The 21,091-nt window shown below is 73.0% G+C and carries 18 protein-coding genes; 6 read left to right on the top strand and 12 right to left on the bottom strand.

Translation table 11 applies throughout. The features are described from left to right. Nucleotides 1-2 precede the first annotated feature (2 nt). The 5 genes from ACGFIA_RS16100 to ACGFIA_RS16080 form a co-directional block, all read right to left on the bottom strand. Nucleotides 3-941, bottom strand: a complete 939-nt coding sequence (locus tag ACGFIA_RS16100; RefSeq protein ID WP_357384910.1) for a dihydrodipicolinate synthase family protein — start codon at nt 939-941, stop codon at nt 3-5. After that, nucleotides 938-2,005, bottom strand: coding sequence for an oligopeptide/dipeptide ABC transporter ATP-binding protein (locus ACGFIA_RS16095; RefSeq protein WP_393260590.1), 1,068 nt, complete (start codon nt 2,003-2,005; stop codon nt 938-940). The genes ACGFIA_RS16100 and ACGFIA_RS16095 overlap by 4 nt, the downstream gene beginning before the upstream one ends. Next, the gene (locus ACGFIA_RS16090) at nt 2,002-3,960 is read right to left on the bottom strand and encodes a dipeptide/oligopeptide/nickel ABC transporter permease/ATP-binding protein (RefSeq protein WP_393260587.1); all 1,959 of its coding nucleotides are present in this window, start codon (nt 3,958-3,960) and stop codon (nt 2,002-2,004) included. Before ACGFIA_RS16090 ends, ACGFIA_RS16095 begins: the two co-directional genes overlap by 4 nt. Then, complete coding sequence (locus ACGFIA_RS16085; protein ID WP_357384904.1) at nt 3,960-4,916, bottom strand: ABC transporter permease; 957 nt, start codon at nt 4,914-4,916, stop codon at nt 3,960-3,962. Before ACGFIA_RS16085 ends, ACGFIA_RS16090 begins: the two co-directional genes overlap by 1 nt. A gap of 102 nt (nt 4,917-5,018) precedes the next feature. Then, nucleotides 5,019-6,644, bottom strand: coding sequence for an ABC transporter substrate-binding protein (locus tag ACGFIA_RS16080; RefSeq protein ID WP_357384902.1), 1,626 nt, complete (start codon nt 6,642-6,644; stop codon nt 5,019-5,021). A gap of 138 nt (nt 6,645-6,782) precedes the next feature. Between ACGFIA_RS16080 and ACGFIA_RS16075 the strand changes: the two genes are divergently transcribed. The 5 genes from ACGFIA_RS16075 (at nt 6,783) to ACGFIA_RS16055 (ending at nt 12,162) form a co-directional block, all read left to right on the top strand. Further along, a complete protein-coding gene (locus ACGFIA_RS16075; RefSeq protein WP_357384900.1) occupies nt 6,783-7,514 on the top strand; it encodes an FCD domain-containing protein in 732 nt (243 codons plus the stop codon). A gap of 122 nt (nt 7,515-7,636) precedes the next feature. Next, nucleotides 7,637-8,605 (top strand): hypothetical protein, encoded by a 969-nt coding sequence (locus ACGFIA_RS16070; RefSeq protein WP_357478287.1) that lies wholly within the window; start codon nt 7,637-7,639, stop codon nt 8,603-8,605. Nucleotides 8,606-8,662: 57 nt separating this feature from the next. Further along, nucleotides 8,663-9,157, top strand: coding sequence for a hypothetical protein (locus ACGFIA_RS16065; RefSeq protein WP_357384896.1), 495 nt, complete (start codon nt 8,663-8,665; stop codon nt 9,155-9,157). A gap of 113 nt (nt 9,158-9,270) precedes the next feature. After that, complete coding sequence (locus ACGFIA_RS16060; RefSeq protein ID WP_357384894.1) at nt 9,271-10,269, top strand: helix-turn-helix domain-containing protein; 999 nt, start codon at nt 9,271-9,273, stop codon at nt 10,267-10,269. Between the two features lie 183 nt (nt 10,270-10,452). Continuing rightward, the gene (locus ACGFIA_RS16055) at nt 10,453-12,162 is read left to right on the top strand and encodes an exo-alpha-sialidase (protein ID WP_357500256.1); all 1,710 of its coding nucleotides are present in this window, start codon (nt 10,453-10,455) and stop codon (nt 12,160-12,162) included. Between the two features lie 42 nt (nt 12,163-12,204). Here ACGFIA_RS16055 and ACGFIA_RS16050 read toward each other — a convergent pair whose 3' ends face one another. The 7 genes from ACGFIA_RS16050 to ACGFIA_RS16020 are packed head-to-tail and all read right to left on the bottom strand — an operon-like array spanning nt 12,205 to nt 19,938. Further along, the gene (locus ACGFIA_RS16050) at nt 12,205-13,797 is read right to left on the bottom strand and encodes an amidohydrolase (RefSeq protein WP_357478283.1); all 1,593 of its coding nucleotides are present in this window, start codon (nt 13,795-13,797) and stop codon (nt 12,205-12,207) included. Between the two features lie 29 nt (nt 13,798-13,826). Next, nucleotides 13,827-14,225 carry a monovalent cation/H(+) antiporter subunit G gene (gene mnhG, locus ACGFIA_RS16045; RefSeq protein WP_357478281.1) on the bottom strand — a complete coding sequence of 133 codons (399 nt, stop codon included), beginning with the start codon at nt 14,223-14,225 and terminating at the stop codon, nt 13,827-13,829. Further along, a complete protein-coding gene (locus ACGFIA_RS16040; RefSeq protein WP_354873039.1) occupies nt 14,222-14,485 on the bottom strand; it encodes a monovalent cation/H+ antiporter complex subunit F in 264 nt (87 codons plus the stop codon). The genes mnhG and ACGFIA_RS16040 overlap by 4 nt, the downstream gene beginning before the upstream one ends. Next, a complete protein-coding gene (locus ACGFIA_RS16035; protein WP_357384886.1) occupies nt 14,482-15,084 on the bottom strand; it encodes a Na+/H+ antiporter subunit E in 603 nt (200 codons plus the stop codon). The genes ACGFIA_RS16040 and ACGFIA_RS16035 overlap by 4 nt, the downstream gene beginning before the upstream one ends. Then, the gene (locus ACGFIA_RS16030) at nt 15,081-16,652 is read right to left on the bottom strand and encodes a Na+/H+ antiporter subunit D (protein ID WP_357384883.1); all 1,572 of its coding nucleotides are present in this window, start codon (nt 16,650-16,652) and stop codon (nt 15,081-15,083) included. The genes ACGFIA_RS16035 and ACGFIA_RS16030 overlap by 4 nt, the downstream gene beginning before the upstream one ends. Continuing rightward, the gene (locus ACGFIA_RS16025) at nt 16,649-17,107 is read right to left on the bottom strand and encodes a Na(+)/H(+) antiporter subunit C (RefSeq protein WP_357384881.1); all 459 of its coding nucleotides are present in this window, start codon (nt 17,105-17,107) and stop codon (nt 16,649-16,651) included. Before ACGFIA_RS16025 ends, ACGFIA_RS16030 begins: the two co-directional genes overlap by 4 nt. After that, nucleotides 17,104-19,938, bottom strand: coding sequence for a Na+/H+ antiporter subunit A (locus ACGFIA_RS16020; RefSeq protein WP_393260578.1), 2,835 nt, complete (start codon nt 19,936-19,938; stop codon nt 17,104-17,106). The genes ACGFIA_RS16025 and ACGFIA_RS16020 overlap by 4 nt, the downstream gene beginning before the upstream one ends. Before the next feature lie 191 nt (nt 19,939-20,129). Here ACGFIA_RS16020 and ACGFIA_RS16015 point away from each other — a divergent pair, with 191 nt between their 5' ends. Then, nucleotides 20,130-21,080, top strand: coding sequence for a hypothetical protein (locus ACGFIA_RS16015; protein ID WP_357384973.1), 951 nt, complete (start codon nt 20,130-20,132; stop codon nt 21,078-21,080). Nucleotides 21,081-21,091 lie beyond the last annotated feature (11 nt).

Raw genomic sequence — 21,091 nt, 5'->3', positions numbered from 1 at the left:
GGTCAGAGCAGCCCGGCCAGTTCCAGCTGGGTACGCACGCGGCCCGTCTCGGCGGCGTCCAGCGGCCGCAGCGGCAGCGACACCGCGTTTCCGGCGATGACGCCGAGCAGGGACAGCGCGGTCTTGAACGCGCCGACGCCCCGGGTAGCGCCTGCCGAGGTGGCCGGGTCGGCGGCGTCGACGATGCGGAACAGCCGGGTCAGCCGGTCCTGCTCCCGGCGGGCGGCGGTCCAGTCGCCGGCCACACAGGCGCGGTGCAGCCGCACGTACCCGGCCGGGTCCACGTTGCCCAGTCCGGGCACCGAGCCGGAGCCGCCCGCGAGCATCATCGCGTCGACCACCACCTCGTGGCCGGTGAGCAGGCTGAAGTCCCGTTCCGGTGCGTGCTCGGCGACGGCCAGCGCCAGCTGGCGGAACGCGACGTCGTCGCCGCTGGAGTCCTTGACGCCTGCAAGCACGCCGTCGGCGGCGAGCCGGGTCAGCAGGTCGACGGAGAGCTTGCTGTGCACGCAGACCGGGATGTCGTACGCCAGCAGGGGAAGCTCGACCGCCGCGGCGACCGCGCGGAAGTGCCGCTCGATCTCGTGCGGGCCGACGATGGCGTAGAACGGCGCGGTCACGACCAGGCCGTCCGCGCCGAGGCGGGTGGACGCCTCGGCCCGCTCCACGACCCGGCGGGTGGTGGGTTCGATGCAGCCGGCGATGACCGGCACGGCACCGCCGGCGGTCTTCACGATGGTCTCCAGTGCCAGGTCCCGCTGCCGGTCGGTGAGGAAGACCGTCTCGCCGGAGCTGCCGAGGGCGAAGATGCCGTCGACACCGGCGTCGAGCAGCCACTCGACCAGCCGTTCCAGGGAGCGGACGTCGACCTCGCCCTCCTCGGTCAGAGGGGTCACGGCCGGCGGCACGACTCCGGCGAACCGCGGGGCTGGGGTGGTCACAGGTTCTCCTCGACAGACTCAGATGTGGTGCGGCCGGTCGCCGAGGTGGCGAGCGCGACCAGTTCGGTGTTCGCGGTGCCGGCGGGCACCGGGTGGTGACAGCGGAACTCGTGGCCCTCGCCCTCGGCGGGGCGCGGCGCCGGCATGTCCACGGCGCAGCCCTCGGTGGCGGCCCAGCAGCGGGTCCGGAACGGGCAGCCGCTCGGCGGCCGGGTCGCCGACGGGACCGGGCCGACCAGCGGAATGGGCTCGATCGGTGACAGCAGACCCGGCGTGGCCGAGAACAAAGCCCGGGTGTACGGGTGCCGGCCGCCCTCGGGCAGCAGGTCGGCGGGGGTCTGCTCGACGATGCGGCCGAGGTACATGGTGACCACCCGGTCGCTGACCCGCTTGACGGTCTGGATGTCGTGCGACACCAGCACCATCGCCAGGCCGAGCCGGTCCTTGAGGTCCAGCAGCAGGTTGAGGATCTGGGCCCGCACCGACACGTCGAGCGCGCTCGTCGGCTCGTCGGCGATGACCAGCCCCGGTTCCAGGGCCAGCGCGCGGGCGATGGACACCCGCTGGCGCTGCCCGCCGGAGAGCTGGCTGGGCAGCACGTCGGCGACCGAGCGGGGCAGGCCCACCAGGGACATCAGCTCGGCCACCCGCTGCTCGCGCTGCTGCCGGGTGCCCCGGCGGTGCACGTCGAGCGGGTCGCGCAGGATGTCGCGGACCGGCATGCGGCGGTTCAGCGACGTGGCCGGATCCTGGAAGATCATGCCGACGCCCGCGCCGATGTGCTCGCGCCGCTCGGCGGCGCTCATCGACCACACGTCCTTGCCGGCGAACGACACCGTGCCGGCGGTCGGCCGTTGCAGGCCGACGAGCACCTTGGCGAGCGTGGACTTGCCGCAGCCGGACTCGCCCACGATGCCGACCGTCTCACCGGCCCGGATGACCAGGTCGGCGCCGGTGAGCGCGTAGACCTTCTCCCGGCTGAACATGCCGCCGCCGCGCGCGGCGTGCACCACGTGCACGCCGCTCAGTTCGGCGATCGGCCGGTGCTCGGCGGTGGCGCTCATCGGGCCGGCTCCTTCTCGCTGACGGTGACGGCGGGGTGGTGGCAGGCGTACCCGTGACCGTCCGTGCCGGCCAGGGCGGGCGCGGTGTCCCGGCAGATCTCGGTCGCCATCGGGCAGCGGTCGGAGAACCGGCAGCCCTTCGGGAAGTCGGCCGGTGACGGCACCACGCCGCGGATCTGGGTGAGCCGTTCCGCGCCGTTCTCCAGGGACAGGACGGAGCCGAGGAGGCCGCGGGCGTAGTGGTGGGCGGGCGCCTCCAGCACGTCGGCGGTCACGCCGGTCTCCACGATCTGCCCGCCGTACATGACCACGACCCGGTCGCAGACGTCGCTGACCAGGGCGAGGTCGTGGCTGACCAGGATGAGGGCGAAGCCGAGCCGCTCGCGCAGGTCCAGCAGAAGCTTCATCACCTGGGCCTGCACGGTGACGTCGAGCGCGGTGGTCGGCTCGTCCGCGATGATCAGCTTCGGGTCGCGGGACAGCGCCATAGCGATCACGACGCGCTGCCGCTGCCCGCCGGACAGTTCGTGCGGGTACGCGGCGAGCGTGCGCCGCGGGTCCAGCCCGACCAGCCGCATCAGCTCCTCGGCCGAGCGGGTGCCGCCGCGGCGGATCATCTGGGCGAGCTGGGCGCCGACGCGCAGCGCCGGGTTCAGCGCCGACAGCGCGTCCTGGTAGACCATGGCGATCTCGCGGCCCATCAGGGCGCGGCGGCCCCTGGCGTTCAGCGTCAGCAGGTTCGTGTCCTGGAAGCGGATCTCGCCGCGTACCCGGGCGCCCTGGGGCAACAGGCCCATCACGGCCAGGACGCTGAGCGACTTGCCCGAGCCGGATTCCCCCACCAGGCCGACGACCTCGCCGGGGCGGACGTCGAAGGAGAGCCCGTCGACGATGTCCACGCCGCGGTGGCGGCCGGCGAAGCCGATGGACAGGTCGCTGACCTGAAGGACCGGCTTGCCCTGCGGCAGCGGGCGGGCGCGCTCGCGCAGCCGCTGTGCCGCCTCGGCGAGACCTGGCAGCTCGACCACCTCGCCGGTGCCGGGCTTCGCCTGCTCCAGCGCGTCACCGCTGGTGGTGGACGTGGCGCGGCGCGCCGCCGGCGCGGCCCACGCGTCGGACATGCCCTCGGAGAGCACGTTGAGCGCCAGCACGGTGAGCAGGATCAGCAGGCCGGGGAAGAACGTGGCCCACCAGCCGCCGATCTGCACCATCTCCTTGCCGAACGCGATCACCGAGCCCCACGAGGAGGCCGCCTCCTGCGGGGCGAGTCCGCCGCCGATGAAGGACAGCGACGCCTCGAAGACGATCGCGTCGGCCACCATGACGGTGACGAAGACGAGGATCGGGGCGGCGCAGTTGCGCAGGACGTGCCGCCAGAGGATGTGCGGTCGCCGGGCGCCGATGATCCGCTCGGCGGCCACGTAGTCCTCACCGTACTGGGACAGCACGTTGGCGCGGACGATGCGCGCGACCGACGGGGTGAACACGAAGCCGATCGCGATGACGAGGACCAGCAGGCTGTTCTTGCCGAACGAGATGATCAGCAGCGCGGAGAGCACGATCGCCGGGAACGCCATGACCACGTCGAGGCAGCGCATGATGATCTCGTCGACGGCGGTGCGGCTGCTTCCGGCGATCGCGCCGAGGATCGCGCCGAGCACCAGCGCGATGCCGGCCGCGCCGAAGCCGACGATCAGCGAGCGCCGGGTGCCGGCGACCAGCCGGGAGAAGACGTCGCGGCCGAGCTTGTCCAGGCCGAACCAGAAGTCGCCGTTCGGGCCGGTCAACGCCGGCCCGAGCCCGGTCTGGGTGGGATCGTGGCGCAGCAGCAGCGGGGCGAGCACGCCGACCACGACGATGAGCGCGACGAAGCCGAGCGCGAACCGGGCCGCGAGACCGAGCCGGGCGAAGGCCATGCCGGGGCGGGACAGCCGCGTGGCGAGGGAGCGGCGCATCAGTGGCCTCCGCGCAGTCGGGGGTTGGCGAAGAGGTAGAGGATGTCGACGACCAGGTTCACCAGGACGAAGCCGAGCGCGATGGTCAGCACGGTGCCCTGGGCGAGCGCCGTGTCGTTCTGCTGGACGGCGCTCATGATCTGGGTGCCCATGCCTGGTAGCGAGAAGATCGCCTCGATGACGACGGTGCCGCCGATGAGGTAGCCGATCCGCAGGCCGAGCGCGGTGAGCGGGTTGACAAGCGCGTTGCGCAGCACGTTGCGGCCGATCACCACGCGCGGCGGCAGTCCGGCGCCGATCGCGGTGCGGACGTAGTCCTTGTCGAGTTCCTCGACCATCGACGTGCGGACGATGCGGGCCAGCGAGCAGCCGACCGGTACGGCGAGCGCCAGCGCCGGCATGGTCAGCGACTGCAACCACAGGCCGACCGAGTCGGCGGGGTTGACGTAGCCGCCGGTCGGGAAGATCGGGCGGCGGACCGAGAACTCCTGGATGAACAGCAGGGCGAGCCAGAACGAGGGCGTGGCGATGCCGGCCATGGAGACGATCCGGATGACCTGGTCGGGCCAGCGGTCCCGGTACAGGGCGGCCGGGATGCCGAGGGCCAGCGCGATGACGAGCGCGCCGACGACGCCGAGCGCGGTGAGCTGGATGGTAAGCGGCAGCGCCATAGCGATCTTCTCGGCGACCGGGACCGACGGCGGGAACGTCATGCCGAGGTCGCCGCGGACGAGGTCGCCGAGGAAGTGCAGGTAGCGCAGCGGCAGCGGGTCGTTCAGGCCGTTGGCGGCGCGGAACGCCTCGACCTGCGCCGGCGTGGCCTGGTCACCGAGGACTGAGAGCGCCGGGTCGATCGGGGAGAACTGCATGATCACGAAGACGAAGAGCGTGATGCCCAGCACCAGGGGGATCAGCGTCAGGAATCGTCGTGCGACCAGGTTCAGGACGGTCAGCATGGATTCTCTTTCTCGTGGCGGGGGCGCCGGGACGCCCGCCCGGCCGCACGGGTCACGTGGGCCGGGCGGGACGTCTGCGGGGCCGGAACCCCGCGCGTGGGCTCAGCCGGTCCGGCCGGTGCCCAGGAAGTACAGGCCGGTGGTGGAGGCGCCGGAGAAGCCGTCCACCTTGGCCGGGTCGTACGCGGTGACGACCTTGGTGTGCAGGATCGGGTAGAGCGGCACCTGGTCCGCCGCCATGTCCAGGGCCTGCTTCCACAGCGCCTTGCGGGCCGCCTCGTCGGAGGTCTGCGCGGCCTTGTCCAGCAGGTCGCCCATGGCCTTGCGGTCGGCGTCGCTCCAGCGGTAACGCTGGCCCGGCCAGGTCTCGCCGAAGTAGTACCAGCGCATCAGCAGGTCGGTGTCGACGCCGAAGACGCTCGGGTCACCGGTGGCCATGAGCACCCGGAAGGTGTCCTTGGGCACGATGTCGCCGTAGATGGCCGAGGACGGCACGGTGTTCAGCGTGGCGGTGACGCCGATCTTCTTCCACTGCTCGATGACCAGCGGGGCGACGTCCTTGACCACCGAGCTGTCGGTGGTGTCGAGCCGGAACGACAGGTTGGTGACGCCGGCCTCCTGGAGCAGGGCCTTGGCCTTGTCCGGGTTGTAGTCGTAGACGGTGCCGGCCTTCTGGTAGGCCTTGTTGCCCTCGTCGAGGTAGCTGGTCGCCGGGCTGCCGTAGCCGTTGAGCGCGGTCTTGATGACCGCCTCCTTGTCGATGGCGTAGTGCAGGGCCTGGCGTACGCGCTTGTCGCTGAACGGCGCGGCGGAGTTGTTGAACATGAGGAAGACCTGGTTGAAGGCCTGCTTCACGTCGATCGTGTACTTGTCCTTGAGCGAGTCCACGTTCAGGTACGGCACGGCCTCGATGGCCTGCACCCGGCCGCCCTGGAGGTCCGACACGCGGGCCGACGCCTCGGTGGTGGTGTTCCACGTCATCGTCTCGACCTTGGCGGCGCGCGGGCCGTTGTAGTTCGCGTTCTTGCTCAGCTTGATGCCGGATTCCTTGGACGCGCTGTCCACCTTGAACGGGCCGGAGCCGATCGGCGCGGTGTCGAACGCCTTGGCCGCGGCCGCGTCACCGGTCTTCGCCTTGGGGACGATCTTGATGACCGCGATCCGCTCGCTGAACAGCGCGAACGGGTACTTCAGCGTGAACTCGACGGTCGAGGCGTCCTTGGCGGTGACGGTGTCGATGAAGGAGACGAAGCCCTGCATGAGCGGCGGCGCCTTCGGGTCCGCGGGCTTGAGCACGCGGGTGAAGGACCAGGCCACGTCCTCGGCGGTGACCGGGGTGCCGTCGGAGAACTTCGCGCCGTCGCGCAGCGTCACGGTGTAGGTCCGGCCGTCGGCCCCGGGGGTCGGGTCGCTCTTGGCCAGGGCGTTGTAGGGTTCCCGCGTGATCGGGTCGAGGTCGACGAGGCCCTCGAAGACGTGCTGGTTGACCGCTGTCGCCACGGCCGAGGAGGCGTTGCTGGGATCGAAACCGCTGGAGAGCGTGAAGGCCAGCGTCGCCTCGATCGACGTGCCCCCCTTCCCGTCGCCCACGGCGTTTGTCGAGGCGGGACCGCCGCTGCAGGCCGCCAGCGCGACCGCGAGGCCGCCCGCGAGGGAGGCGACGGTCAGGGAGCGGACGCGGCCGCGCAGGGCGCGCCGGCTCCTCGACGGCTTACCGGTGGTGCTCACGTAGCTGCCTCCATAGGCTCTTCATGCGCTCGCGTGACCGCTCGCGCTCGGGGATGTGAAGCATAAGGTGTATGACGTCTGACGTCTGATGCCGGTAGGGTGAGAGTGACAGATTCGGGAACGAAGGGCAAGGGGCAGATGACGACCATTGACGCCAGTCCGCTACGCGGCGCCGAGCGGCCCAGCCCTCGCCGGCAGGAGGTGGCGACCAGGATCAAGGAGTACATCCTGCGCAACCGCCTGAAGCCGGGAAACCTCCTGCCCACCGAGACGGAACTGTGCGAGGCGGTCGGTGCCAGCCGGTCCAGCGTCCGCGAGGCGGTCAAGATCCTCTCCGCGCTCGACATCGTGGAGGTACGCCACGGCCACGGCACGTTCGTCGGCCGCATGTCGCTCAACGCCCTGGTGGAGAGCCTGACGTTCCGGGGCCTGCTCAGTGGCGAGGACGACCATCACGTCCTGGCCCAGGTCGTCGACGTCCGCCAGACGCTGGAGCAGGGCCTGGCCGCCACCGTCATCGACGCGCTGGACGAGCAGCACCGGTCGGAGCTGTCCGCGCTCGCCGACGAGATGCACAGCCGGGCCGCCCAGGGCGAGGACTTCCTCGACGTCGACCGCGCCTTCCACCTGAAGCTGATGGAACCCCTCGGCAACGACCTGCTGGTCCAGTTGACAGAGGCGTTCTGGCAGGTGCAGGCCATCGTCGCGCCCACCCTGCGCACCGAGCCGGAGGACCGGGTCATCACCGCCCAGCGGCACCAGGCGATCGTCGCCGCCCTCACCGCCGCCGACGCGGCGGCGCTGCGCTCGGCCATCGCCGAGCACTACGCGCCCATCCGGGCGAGCATCGCCCGCGCCGCGCAGCCCTGATCCGCCGTACGCCGGGACCTGTCGTTCGAGCCTGATCGAAGCCCCCTGTCCCGGGGCACCCCCGGTGCCGAAGCTGTCTGTGACGGGCGCGTCGGGCGCCCCGGACGGCCGAGGTGGGTGTCATGGCGGTGGTGTCGCGCCGGTCGCGGTCCTGGTGGTACGCGGTAGCGGTGCCGGCCGTGCTCGCGGCGGCGGTGGCCGGGGCGCTGGGCGCGAGCCGGGACGCCGCGCCGCCGCCCGCTGACCACGGCGCGACCGCACTGCCACCGGACCCGAGCGCGCCGGCCGTGTCCGCTCCGGCCGCGTCCGCCCCGCCCGCTGAGGTGCTGTACGCCGCCGAGCAGGTACTGATCCGCGACTGCATGCAACGGCGCGGGTTCCGCTACTGGCCGGCCCCCCGGCAGCCGGTGCCGGAACTGCGCGAGTTCCCGTACGTCCTGGACGACGTGTCCTACGCCCGCCGGTACGGATACGGCGGCGCCCTGGAACGCCGGCTCCAGGAGACGATCGCGGCCGACCCGAACGTGCGGTACGCCCGGGAGCTGCCACCGGAGCGCGGCGCCGCCGCCGTGCGCGCGCGCAACGGCGACCCGGGCGAGCCGGATGCGTTGCGCGTGACGCTGCCGGCGGGCGGGGTGCTGCGCCGCAGCAGTCACAGCTGTACCTCCGAGGCGGAGCGACAGCTCTATCGCGACCTGCCCGGCTGGTACCGCGTCACCCGGATCACCGACAACCTCGCCGGCCCGCGCGTCGGGCGGGTGCTCGCCGACCCCCGCTACGCCGACGGCGTGCGGGCGTGGCGGCGGTGCATGCGGGCCGCCGGACACGACGTCGCGGACCCGGCGTCGGCCCGCGCGTCGGCGCCGGAGCCGACTCCCGTCACGCCCGGCTCCGTCACGCCCGGCGAGATCAGGCTGGCGGTGGCGGAGGCGACCTGCGCCACGCGGACCGGGCTCGGCCGGCTCGCCCGGCGGCTCGACGCCGAGCACCGTCGGGCCGTCGACTCCCGGTTCCGCGCCGAGATCGCGGACCGGCTCCGCCTGGAGGCCGACGCGCTGCCACGGGCCCGTGCCGCGCTGGCCGCCGGCTGACCACCCACGACGTCCGTGGCAGCCCGCCACGGAAGGAACCGACCGGAGGGAAACACCATGAGAGCAGTACGCGCCGTGCTGGCCACAGTGGTCGCGGCGGCAGCCGCGCTGGCCTTCACCGCCACCGCCGCCCAGGCCGCGCCCCGGCCGACCCCACACGCGGACACCGCGCAGCGCGCCGCCGCGGGCAGCGGGTACCTCTACGTCAGCCAGGACGCCGGCTGGGCGGGCCGGTGGTGCTGGTGGTACAACGCCGACAACAACTGGGACACGATCAACACGGCGGAGAACGCCAACTGCGACAACAACAACCGGGCCAGCATGCGCAACCTGGCGTCGTCGGCGTGGAACGACTCCAACAGCGGCCGGCCGGTCGCCCTCTACATCCACCCCGACTACACCGGCGCGTACGCCTGTCTCGGCGCCGGCGACGCGTGGGACAACCTCACCGGCGTCTGGTTCACCTGGGGCTCCAACCGCGACGGTTACATGGCCAACGCCAACGACAACATCGCCTCCCACCGCTGGCGGTCCAGCTGCGGCGCCGGCTGAGACACCTCGGGGCGGCCCCCCCCCGCCCCCCCCCCACCCCCGCCATCCAGTGATGTACATCAATGTCAGGGACGAGACTGAGCGCGGTGGCGCATGCGGGAACACTGTGCGTCATGGGGACGCTACGCATCCACTTCACGGCCGGGGACCTCAGCCGCACCCGGCTGGCGGCCCGGCCGGATCCACTGTGGGAGATCATCTGTAGCCTGCACCGCCTCCAGACCCGGGCCGGCCACGCGGCTTACGCCCGCTGGCACCGGCAGGTGCGCCCCGACCTGCAACGAGCCGGCCTCGTCCCGGTCCTCCGCGAGCGGCTGCTGCCGATCGCGCCGCTCAGGCGGTACTTCCCGGACTTCCTCACCCCCGGCCCGGTCACCGACCCCGACGAGGGCATCGACCTGGTTCTCGACACCCCGGCCCGGCGGATCCGCACCGAACTGGGGCGGATGGTGACTCCCGTCGACAGCCCCTGGCTGGTCGATCTGGCCGCCGGCCGACCCGCCGCCCGGCACTGCCTCGGCGACGCGCTGCGTGCCTACTTCCGGGTCGCACTCGCTCCGCACTGGACGCAGGTCACCTCCGCCGTCTCCGGTGACCGGGCCCTGCGCGGGGCATGGGTCCTCGACGACGGCGCCGGGCGCATCCTCGACGACCTGAGCCCGGAGACCTCCTGGGATCCCCCGGTGCTGTCCGTGCACGGCTACCCGGAGGACCGGGAGATGCGTCTCGACGGCCGGGGGATCACGCTTGTCCCGTCGTACTTCTGCTGGCATGCGCCGATCACGCTGGCCGACCCGGAGTTGCCGCCCACGCTTGTCTACCCGGCGTGCCGGCAACGATCGGAACCGACGCCGCCGACCGGCCCGCAACGCCGGCTCGGCCCACTGCTCGGCCACACCCGGGTGGCGGTGCTGCGCGCCGCCGCCGGCGGCGCCACCACCGGCGAGCTGGCCCGGCGCGCTCGCATCTCGCCGGCCACCACCAGCCATCACACCACCATCCTGCGCGAGGCCGGCCTGATCGTCAGCCAGCGGCACGGCAACCTGATGCTGCACCGGCTCACCGCGTTGGGCGAGGCGCTGCTCGGCGAGGCGCCCGGGCGCGATCGCTGAGGGCTCTCGGCGCCGTATCGGACGTCGACCGGAACCGATCCTTGACGGGCCGGGGCGGATCCGCCTAGCGTGCAGACATCGGACATCTGACGTCAGATAGTCGATCCGATCCCCCTCCCCCGTCCCGGAAGGAACCACGTGTCCCCTCGCCGCGCCATGCCGCGCCGGGCAACCGTCCTCGCGGTGGCCGCCCTGACCCTGCTCTCCGTACTGCCCACCACGGCGGCCCAGGCCGCCGCCCCGGCCGGAGTGACGGCCACCGCCGGCGCCGACTGCACCACCGGCCGGCTGCTGCTCGACCTCGACAACCGCAGCGCCACCACGCAGACCTACACCGTGACCTGGCCCGGTCGCTCCGGCTCGCCGTGGACCCGCACGGTCGCCGCCGGCAGCAGCGCCGAGCTGTACTGGACGCTGTCCCCCGGCACGCCGTACACGCTGCGCACCACGACCCCGACCGGCCTGGACGACACCACCAGCGGCATCTTCCACTGCGGCACCGGCATGTCCGCGCTCACCAGCTTCGACTGCACCAACGGCCGCCTCCAGCTCGCGCTGGAGAACCGCACCACGACCGCCCGGGACTTCACCGTCACATGGGCCGGGCGCACCGGCTCACCGTGGACCCGGACGATCGCCGCCGGGGGCAACTACCCGCACTACTGGACCGTCGGCGCCGGCACCCCGTACACGCTGCGCGTCACCGCGCCCGGCTTCGACACCACGCTGCGCGGCACCACCTCCTGCGACCTGGCCACCGGCAACCCGCAGATGACAAGCACCACGCTGCTCACCACGCAGACCGTGATCCGCGACCTCAACGGCGCGGGCGGCCGGTACGACGGCACCGTCGCCTCGGTCCGCATCCCCGGCCTGGCGGTCACCAACAACGGCACCGTGATCGCCGTGGCCGACGCCCGGGTCAACGGCTCGTACGACCTCGGCGGCGGCACCAACAACATCCAGATCGTGATGATCCGCAGCACCGACGGCGGCCGGACCTTCGAGCAGCCCCGCGTCATCCACGCCCCGCCCACCACCAGCGAGGGCGTCGGCGACCCCAGCCTGCTCGTGGACCGCGCCACCGGCGTCGTCTACTGCTTCTTCACCTACTCCCCCCGGCCCGGCATCAGCTTCTGGTCCGGCGGCTCCGGCCTGAACACCGCCGACGACCCGAACAGCATGCACCTGCGCTACATCACCAGCCGGGACAACGGCGCCACCTGGAGCGCCCCGGTCGAGCTGAACCCGGCCGTCAAGGACCCCACCTGGCGGCAGGTGTTCTTCTCCTCCGGCCACGGCATCCAGACCAGCACCGGCCGCCTCATCCAGCCGATCGCCTACCGGGACTCGGCCGGCACCAGCCACGCCGCGAACATCTACAGCGACGACCACGGCGTGACCTGGCGGCGCGGCGGATCCGCCGGCGGGAACATCAACGAGAGCAAGGCGATCGAACGCGGCACGGGCGCGGTGGTGCAGAACATGCGGCACAACTCGACCCGCAGCCGGTTCTACGCCACGTCCACCGACGGGGCCGCGACGTTCGGTGCGGCGACGGCGAGCGCCCTGCTGCCCGACCCGCTCTGCAACGCCGACGAGATGTCCTACCTGCGCCCGTCCGAGGTCGGCGCGAACCGGGCGCCGGTGCGCACCCGCACGGCGCTGTTCAGCAACAACGCGCACCCGACCGCGCGCAACGACCTCACCGTACGGCTGTCGACCGACGACGGCGCGAGCTGGCCGGCGCGGGCGCTGGTCAAGCCCGGCGGCGCCGGCTACTCGACGATGGCGGTGCTGGCCGACGGCACTGTCGGCAACCTGTACGAGGTGGGCAACACCGGCGGCATCTACTTCGCCCGGTTCAGCCTCGACTGGGTGAAGGGCGCCTGACCGCCGGGTCCCGCCCGGACAACGGCGTCCGGGCGGGACCGGTCAGCGCTGCCAGCGGACCACGCCGCCGACCACCGTGAGCGCCACTGTCAGGTCGCGCAGCCGCTGCGCCTCCACCCGGTACGGGTCGGTGGGCAGCACGATGAAGTCGGCGAGCATGCCCTGGCGCAGCCGGCCCTTCAGGTGCTCCTCGTAGGAGGCGTACGCCCCGGCCTCGGTGAAGCAGCGCAGCGCCGAGTCCAGGTCGAGCCGCTCGTGCGGGTCGACGCCGCCCGGCGGGGTGCCGTCGGGCTGCTGCCGGGTCACCGCGGCGTGGATGCCGAAGAACGGATCGGGATCCTCCACCGGGGCGTCCGAGCCGAACGCCACTGTGGCGCCGGCGTCCAGCAGGCTGCGCCAGGCGTACGAGGCCAGGCCCCGGCCGGCGAGCATCCGGGTGGTGAGCGGGATGTCGCTGGTGCAGTGCGTGGGCTGCATCGAGGCGATCACCCCGTGGTGGGTGAGCAGCGGCACGTCGGCCGGCAGCAGGTGCTGGGTGTGCTCGATCCGGTGCCGCAGCCGGGCCGCCGGACCGGGTTGCGCCGACTCGCGCCAGCGCGCGTACGCCCGCAGCACCATCCGGTTCGCCGCGTCGCCGATGGCGTGCGCCGCCACCGCGATCCCGGCCCCGGCCGCGCGCGCCACCAGCCGCTCGAACTCCTCGGCCGGGGTGACAGCGATGCCGTGGTTGCCGGGTTCACCGTCGTACGGCTCGGTCATCAGGCAGGTGTGCGAGCCGAGCGCGCCGTCGGTGAAGATCTTCACCGGGCCGGTGCTCAGCCAGCGGTCCCCGTCCCCGGTGGCCCAGCCGCTGTCGATCGCCTCGTCCAACGCTGTGGCCGGAATCGTCTTGTGCACCCGCAGCGGCAGCTCACCCCGCGCGTACAGCGTCTCGTAGGCGGCGCGGGCGTCCTGCCCGTCCAGGTCGTGGATGCTGGTCAGCCCGGCGGCGAGCAGCCGGGGCAGGTGGGTACGCAACTGTGCGACCAGGTCACCGGCGTGCGGGGAGCGCACCACCGCGTACGCCGCGTCCGCCGCCGCCTCGCGCAGGATCCCGGTCGGCTCGCCGTGCTCGTCCCGGGCGATCTGCCCGCCGGGCGGGTCGGGGGTGGCCGCGTCGATGCCGAGCCGGGCCAGGGCCGCGCTGTTCACCCAGATGGTGTGGCCGTCGATGCTCGGCAGCGCCGCCGGCCGGTCCGGGCAGGCCCGGTCCAGGTCGATGCGGTCCGGCTGCACCGGCCGGGTCCATCTGTTGCTGTCCCACCCGCCGCCGAGCAGCCAGGCGTCCGGCGGCAGCGTGGCGGCGTGTCCCGCGATCCGGGTCAGCGCCTCGTCGAGGCTCGCCGTGCCGCGCAGGTCCGCCTGGTCCAGCCCGCGCACGTAGGACGCCGCGTGGATGTGGCTGTCGATCAGGCCGGGCAGCACGGCCATCCCGTCGAGGTCGACCCGGCGTGCGCCGCCGCCGGCCCGGTCCCGGCACTCCGCGAGATCACCGACGGCGACGATCCGCTCGCCGCGGACCAGCATCGCCTCGGCGTACGGGCGGGCCGGGTCGAGGGTGTGGATGCGGGCGTTCTCGTAGACAGTGCCGCTCATGGGCTCCCCTGTTCCGGCGCTCGCGATCGTCAGGACGTGTGGACCGGCGACGTCTCCCGCGGCTCACCGGCCCGGTCGGCGCGGATGCGGTCGATGTGACCGGCCAGCTCGTCGGTGATCAGCAGGTCCCGCCGGATGTCGTCGTGCGGGTAGGCGGTCCGCCCGACCATGTGCGCGGCCACCGGGGCGGTGGCGAGCTGGAACAGGCCGACCAGCACCAGCGTGGTGATGTCCACCCCGGTACGCAGCCGCAGCGCGCAACCGAGCAGCACCAGCAGCAGTCCGAGCACCTGCGGCTTGGCCGCGGCGTGCATGCGCGACAGCACGTCCGGGAACCGGACCAGCGCGATGCCGGCGGCGAGGCAGAGCAGCGCGCCCGCGATCAGGCAGGCACCGGCGACGGTGTCCAGGACCGTGTCGAGGCTCATTTCGGGTTCCTCCGCGCGGCGAAGCGGGCGACGCTCACCGAGCCGACGAAACCGACCAGGGCCAGGACCACGAGCACCGGCAGCGCGGTGGCGTCCCGGCTGTAGGCCGCCTCGGTCGCGATGGCCGCGACAGCGACGGCGAGCAGCACGTCGGTGGCGACCGCCCGGTCGAGGATCGACGGGCCGCGGATGATGCGGACCAGGGTGAGCCCACCGGCAGCGACGAGCAACAGGGTGACGATCACGGCGACGACTGTCACGTCGGTGCCCCTTCCAGGTCGACCGACCGGGACGGCCCGGCGGGTGCGGATCGGCGGACCAGCTCCAGTTCCTCGGGCGAGCCGACGGCCGCCACGATGCGCTGCTCCAGTTCCAGCACGCTCTGGCGGAAGCGCTCCACCTCGTCGCGGCTGCGGATGCCGATGACGTGCACGTAGAGCGTGCCCGTGCTCCGGTCGGCCTCCACGATCAGGCTGCCCGGCACCAGCGACAGGGCTTCGGCGTTGAGGGTCAGGTTGAGGTCGGTGTTCACCCGCAGCGGCACCCCGATGATCGCCGACTGGGGGTGGTTGGACCGGACGGCCAGCCAGGCGATCTGCGCGGACGCCACGACCAGGTCGCGCAGGAAGCGCGCCAGGAACCTCAGCAGCGGCACCGGCCGGATCCGGCCGGCGAACGTCACCGGTGGCAGCGGGAAGACCACGAGCAGCACCGCGGCGACGACCAGGCCGCTTATCACGTTCGCCCAGCTGAAGGTGCCCCACAGCAGCACCCAGACGGTGACCAGGCCGGTCACGGCGATCGCTCGGTTGCGCCAGCGGTCACGGGCGGTCAGCGGCGCTTTCGGCTGACTGGTCACGGCGGTCCCTCCGGGAACACGGCCTCCACGTACGGGGCACGGCGCAACAGGTCGTCGGCGGCGTCGGTGCTGATCTCGAACAGTGGCCCGGCCACCACTGTCAGCGCCAGACCGAGCACCACCAGGGCGGCGGTCGGCACGGTCATCAGCCGGGGCAGTACGGCACCGGCCGGCGAGGCGCCCTCGTGCGGCTGCTCGGCGCCCTCGGTCCGGGCCGCCCGGTCGGCGTCGCCGGGCCCCGGCATGTCCGGGTGCGGGGCCCGCCAGAACGCCAGGTTCCACACCCGGGCGATGGCGTAGAGCGTGAGCAGGCTGGTCAGCAGCCCACCGGCGACGAGCGCCCAGGCCAGGAACCCGCCGTCGTCCACGCCGGCCTGCACGAGACCGAGCTTGCCGAGGAACCCGGAGAACGGTGGTATGCCGGCCAGGTTGAGGGCGGGCACGAAGAACAGCAGCGCCAGCAGCGGCGACAGCCGGGCCAGCCCGCCGAGGCGGTCCAGCGCGGTGCTGCCCCCGCGCCGTTCGACCAGGCCGGCGGCGAGGAACAGCGTGGTCTGGATGGTGATGTGGTGCACCACGTAGAAGATCGCCGCGGACAGGCCGAGCGGGGTGGTCAGGCCGACCCCGAACAGCATGTAGCCGATGTGGCTGACCAGCGTGAACGACAGCAGCCGTTTGATGTCGGACTGGGCCACCGCGCCCAGGATGCCGACCACCATGGTCAACGCCGCTATCACCATGAGCAGGTCGGCGGTGCGGCCGCCGGGGAACAGCAGCGTCTCGGTGCGGATGATCGCGTACACGCCGACCTTGGTGAGCAGGCCGGCGAAGACCGCTGTGACCGGCGCGGGCGCGGTCGGGTAGCTGTCCGGCAGCCACGCCGACAGCGGGAACACCGCCGCCTTGATCCCGAACGCGAGCAGCAGCATGCCCTGCAGGACCAGGCGCAGGTCGTCGGGGAGCGCGTCCAGGCGGTCGGCGAGCTGGGCCAGGTTCAGCGTGCCGGTGGCGGAGTAGACCAGGCCGATCGCCACCAGGAAGATCAGCGACGACAGGAGGCTGACCACGACGTACGTGGTGCCGGCCCGGATCCGCGTCTCCGTGCTGCCCAGCGTCAGCAGCACGTAGCTGGCCACCAGCAGGATCTCGAAGCCGACGTAGAGGTTGAACAGGTCGCCGGAGAGGAACGCGTTGCACACGCCGGCGGTCAGCACGAGGTAGGTCGGGTGGTAGACCGACAGCGGCGTCTCCTCGTTGCCGTCGGCCATGCCCTGCCCGATGGAGTAGACGAGCACGCACAGCGTCACCGAGGCGGAGACCACGAGCATCAGCGCGGCGAGCTGGTCGGCGACGAGCACGATGCCCATCGGCGCGGCCCAGCCGCCCACCTCCACCACCAGCGGGCCGTCCAGCGACGAGCGGACCAGCAGCAGAGCCGCGACCGCGACGGTGGCCGCGAGCACCACGATGCTTACCCACCGCTGGATGCGGGCCCGCCGGGCGAGCAGCAGGGTGAGGGCCGCGCCGAGCAGCGGCATCACCACCGGCAGCGGAACGAGCCAGGTCATCGGCCCCCCTCCGCCTCGGCGGCGGCCAGGACCCGCGCCTCGGGACTGCCGTCGGCCACGTCGGCGTCGGCGGTGCCGGGGCCCTCGTCCCGGTCGGCCAGCTCCATGATGCGGCGGTCCTCGACGTCGTCCTGCACCTCGTCGTGGCCGTTGAGGTGCCAGCTGCGGTAGGCGAGGGCGAGCAGGAAGGCGGTCATGCCGAGCGTGATGACGATCGCGGTCAGCACCATCGCCTGGGGCAGCGGGTCGGACATGTCCTCCTCGGCGGAGGTGCCGACGATCGGCGGGCCGCCCGCCCGGCCGCCGGTGAGCAGCAGCAGGTTCGCGCCGTTGCCGAGCAGGATGACCCCCATGAGGACGCGGGTGAGGCTGCGTTCCAGCAGCAGCGTGACCCCGGTGGCGAACAGGACGCCGATCACCAGGATGTAGACCAGGTTGGGGATGTTCGGGCTCACACCAGCTCCTCTTCCCGTACGCCGGCCGGTTCGTTCTCCTGCTCGTCGTCCTCCTCCTGGCGGTCCATCTCGGCGCCCAGGCTGCGCAGGATGTCCAGCACCAGGCCGACCACGATGAGGAAGACGCCGACGTCGAAGAACACGGACGTGACGAAGTGGACGTGGCCCAGCAGCGGCAGGTGGAAGTCGAGCGTCGCGCTCTGCAGGAACTCGCCGCCCAGCAGCATCGCGACGACGCCGGTGCCGACCGCGACGAACAGTCCCGCGCCGAGCACGAACCCGGCGTCCACCGGCGCGGCGCCGTTGAGTTCGGTACGCCCGCCCGCCAGGTATCGCACCGCGAGGCCGAGGCCGGCGGCCAGCCCGGCGGCGAACCCGCCACCCGGCGCGTTGTGGCCGGAGAAGAGCAGGTAGATGGCGAACAGCAGGATGGCGTGGAAGAGCAGCCGGGTGACGACCTGGAGGATCACCGACTGCTGCCGGGAGGTCGCGCCGGTGGTGAGCCAGCGCGGACGCGACGACTGCTGCCGGCCGGCGCCGGGGATGCCGCTGCGCAGGTCCAGCGCGCGGGTGCCGCGGAAGATCAGGCTGGCCACGCCGGTGGCGGCCACCACCAGCACCGCGATCTCGCCCATCGTGTCCCAGGCGCGGATGTCGACGAGCGTCACGTTCACCACGTTCTTGCCGCCGCCGTAGGACACCGCCTCGTCCGGGAAGCCGGCCGAGATCGGCGTGGCCGTCCGGCTGCCCGCCGCGACGTACGCCATGCCGGCGGTGACCAGGCCGACGGCCACGCCGAGCGCGACGCGGAACCGCCGGGTGGCGCGGATCGGGCGGGCCGAGAACCGGCGCGGCAGGCGGCGAAGCACCAGCACGAACATCACGATCGTGACGGTCTCCACCAGGAACTGGGTGAGCGCCAGGTCCGGCGCGCCGTGCAGGATGAACAGCAGCGCCGTGCCGTAGCCGGTCACCCCGACCAGGATCATCGCGGTGAGCCGGCGGCGGGCGCGGGCGGCCACCAGCGCGGCGACGACGACCACCGCGCCCGCGACGGCCTGCAACGGCGTGTCCCACAGCTGGAACCGCTGTGCCCAGGGCACGCCGGCCAGCAGCGCGCCGCCCGGCATGATCACCAGCACCAGCAGGATGACGCCGAGGTAGAACGGCAGGGATCCGCGCTGGGTGGCGCCGGTGAGCTCCACCGCCGCGCGGTCGACGGCGCTCGCCAGCCGGTCGTAGCCGGTGGCGCCGTCGAAGGGCAGCCGGGCCAGGTACGGACGGCGGCGGTGCAGCAGGAGGAACAGCGCGACGCCGCCGGTGACGGCCAGCGCGGACAGGCCGAGGGCGGGCGTCAGCCCGTGCCAGAGCGCCAGGTGGTAGCCGGGGTCGGCGGTCGGGAACTGGTCGGCGTACGGGGCGAGCACCCGGTCCACCGCCGGGGCGCCGATGCCGACCGCGAGGCCGGCCAGGGCGAGCACCGCCGCCGGGCCGATGAACGCCGGCTCGATCCGGTGCGGCCGGGTCTCCGCGACGCCGGGCTTGGCGGCGAACGCGCCCCAGAGGAAGCGCAGCGTGTACGCCACCGTCAGCGCCGAGCCGACGACCACCCCGGCGAGCACCAGCAGCTCGACGGTCCCGCCGTGCAGGAACGCCTCCAGCGCGGCCTCCTTGGCCACGAAGCCGAACAGCGGCGGCAGGCCGGCCATGGAGGCGGCGGCGAGGCCGGCGACGGCCGCCAGCACCGGCGCCCGGCGACCCAGACCGCTCAGTTCGCGCAGGTCACGGGTGCCGGTGACGTGGTCGACGACGCCGACGACGAGGAAGAGGGTGGCTTTGAACAGGGCGTGTGCCAGCAGCATCGCGGCGCCGGCCAGCGCGGTGTCCCGGGTGCCCGCGCCGAGGATCACCATGAGCAGGCCGAGCTGGCTCACGGTGCCGTACGCCAGCAGCAGCTTGAGGTCGACCTGCCGCAGCGCCGTCCACCCGCCGAGGAACAGTGTGATCAGGCCGCCGGCGAGCAGGACCGCCCGCCACACGGTGGCCTGGCCGACCGCCGGGCCCATCAGCGCGGCCAGGAACACACCCGCTTTGACCATGGCGGCGGCATGCAGGTAGGCGCTGACCGGCGTGGGCGCGGCCATCGCGCGCGGCAGCCAGAAGCTGAACGGGAAGATCGCCGACTTGCTCGTCACGCCGAGCAGGACGAGCACCAGCGCGACGGTGAGGTAGCCGCCGTCGGGCAGGTTCCCGGAGATCTCGGACCACCGGTACGAGCCGGCGTGCTGGCCCAGCATCACGAACCCGGCGAGCATCGCCAGGCCGCCGAGCGTGGTCACCAGCAGCGCCTGCATCGCGGCCCGCCGGCTCTCCCGCTTGGTGGGATCGCTGCCGATCAGCAGGTACGAGAAGACGGTGGTCAGTTCCCAGAACACGTAGAGCAGCAGCAGGTCGTCGGAGACCACCAGGCCGAGCATCGCGCCGGCGAACGCGACGAACACCGCGGCGAACCGGCCGAGGCTGGGATCGTCGGAGTCGAAGTAGCGCGCGCTGTAGACCAGCACGAGCGCGCCGACACCGCCGACGAGCAGCACCAGCAGCCAGGACAGCGTGCCCATCCGCAACGCGAGGTCCAGCCCGAGCTGCGGCACCCAGGTGACCGTCTCGACGACGGGCCGGCCAGAGCGGACCGCCTCGGTCCGGGTCAGCGCCCAGACCAGCGCCGCGGCCGGGACGGCGGCCAGCAGGTAGAGCACACGTCTACCGAGGAGGCGTACCAGCACGGGGGCGGTCACGGCTGCGAACGCATGGACCGCCACCAGAACCAGCACACACACTCCTCAAGATCGACCTGCGGTACGTCAACCCTAACCGGCCAGGCCGCGAGACGGTATGTCGAGAGAATCACGCGAACGTGTCGTGTCAGCTCCGCTCTGTTTCGGGTAAGGAGTGAGGTTTGGTCTGCCCGGTACACCGGTCGGCGTCCGGCGGGCGCCCCGATAGGGTGGTCGGCGTGCTGCCGATGCGAGCCGCCCTGGCGGGCACCACCGGGAACGCGATGCTGATGGGCCTCGCCGAGGTCAGCACGCCGCTGGGTTGGGTGCTCCTACCGGGCCTGCTCGGCGTCTCGGCCCGGCCCCGGGTGGCGGTGCTGGTGTCGGCCTGGGCGGGCGCGCTGGTAGTGCTGTCGGTCGTCGTACCGGTCATCCCCGGCCACCGCAGCGATCCGCAGGCGCTGCTCGCCTCGGCGGTCAGCCTGGCCGCGGTGCCGGCCCTGGCCTGGGCCCGCCGCCGGACACGGACCGCGACCGTGGCGCGCGCCGCCGGCCCGCCGGACGTCGCGGTGTTCACCGTGCCGGCCGGCCCCGGACGCGCCGCGCTGGCGATCTGCGGCACACCCGGGGAGATCGGTGCCGCCGTTCCGCTGCGCGGCGGCGGCCTGCTCGCCCTGATCGGCACGGTCACCGGCGCGGCACTGGACACCCCCGCCGGGCGCCGGGCCGTCGAGCAGACCTTCCGCCGCCACGCCCGGCCGGGACGCACGCTGCCGGACCTCGCCGGCGTGCTCGACCGGGCGGTACGCGATCTCGCCCCGGCGGGTCACCTGCGCGCCACGATCGTGCGGGTGGACCGGGCCGGCGCCGTGGCGGCGGTGCGCTGCGGCTCCCCCGACCTGATCACCGTCGCCGGTGACCGGGGCGAACTCGCGGCGGTGCCGGCCGGTCCGGCGCTCGGCGCCACCGCCCCCGGCGGGGACCTGCGGCCGGCACCGGTCGAGGGCCGCCGGATCGCCGTCCTCGGCGCCGCGTACGCCGACGCGCACCGCCGGCACTGGGTGCGCGTACCCGATCAGGTGACCGCCGCCGACGACGACCCGGCGGTCGCGGCGCGGCGGCTGACCCGGGGTCCCCGGGGTGAGCGGCGAATCGGCCCGGCGCTGGTGATCGACCCCGGCCCGCAGTCGCGGGCATGACGCCGGGCGCG

It is taken from the genome of Micromonospora sp. NPDC049203 (assembly GCF_043197215.1).
Lineage (GTDB): Bacteria > Actinomycetota > Actinomycetes > Mycobacteriales > Micromonosporaceae > Micromonospora.
The sequence above is the reverse complement of the archived record's forward strand: the minus strand, read 5'-3'. Positions and strand labels throughout refer to the sequence as shown.

What these genes read in the sequence shown, in the direction of transcription:
- ACGFIA_RS16015 (WP_357384973.1), top strand. Translation starts at nt 20,130, where the DNA reads ATGCGAGCCGCCCTGGCGGGCACCACCGGGAACGCGATGCTGATGGGC.
- ACGFIA_RS16030 (WP_357384883.1), bottom strand. Translation starts at nt 16,652, where the DNA reads ATGACCTGGCTCGTTCCGCTGCCGGTGGTGATGCCGCTGCTCGGCGCG.
- ACGFIA_RS16090 (WP_393260587.1), bottom strand. Translation starts at nt 3,960, where the DNA reads ATGCGCCGCTCCCTCGCCACGCGGCTGTCCCGCCCCGGCATGGCCTTC.
- ACGFIA_RS16070 (WP_357478287.1), top strand. Translation starts at nt 7,637, where the DNA reads ATGGCGGTGGTGTCGCGCCGGTCGCGGTCCTGGTGGTACGCGGTAGCG.
- mnhG (WP_357478281.1), bottom strand. Translation starts at nt 14,225, where the DNA reads ATGAGCCTCGACACGGTCCTGGACACCGTCGCCGGTGCCTGCCTGATC.
- ACGFIA_RS16095 (WP_393260590.1), bottom strand. Translation starts at nt 2,005, where the DNA reads ATGAGCGCCACCGCCGAGCACCGGCCGATCGCCGAACTGAGCGGCGTG.
- ACGFIA_RS16060 (WP_357384894.1), top strand. Translation starts at nt 9,271, where the DNA reads ATGGGGACGCTACGCATCCACTTCACGGCCGGGGACCTCAGCCGCACC.
- ACGFIA_RS16085 (WP_357384904.1), bottom strand. Translation starts at nt 4,916, where the DNA reads ATGCTGACCGTCCTGAACCTGGTCGCACGACGATTCCTGACGCTGATC.
- ACGFIA_RS16065 (WP_357384896.1), top strand. Translation starts at nt 8,663, where the DNA reads ATGAGAGCAGTACGCGCCGTGCTGGCCACAGTGGTCGCGGCGGCAGCC.
- ACGFIA_RS16075 (WP_357384900.1), top strand. Translation starts at nt 6,783, where the DNA reads ATGACGACCATTGACGCCAGTCCGCTACGCGGCGCCGAGCGGCCCAGC.
- ACGFIA_RS16050 (WP_357478283.1), bottom strand. Translation starts at nt 13,797, where the DNA reads ATGAGCGGCACTGTCTACGAGAACGCCCGCATCCACACCCTCGACCCG.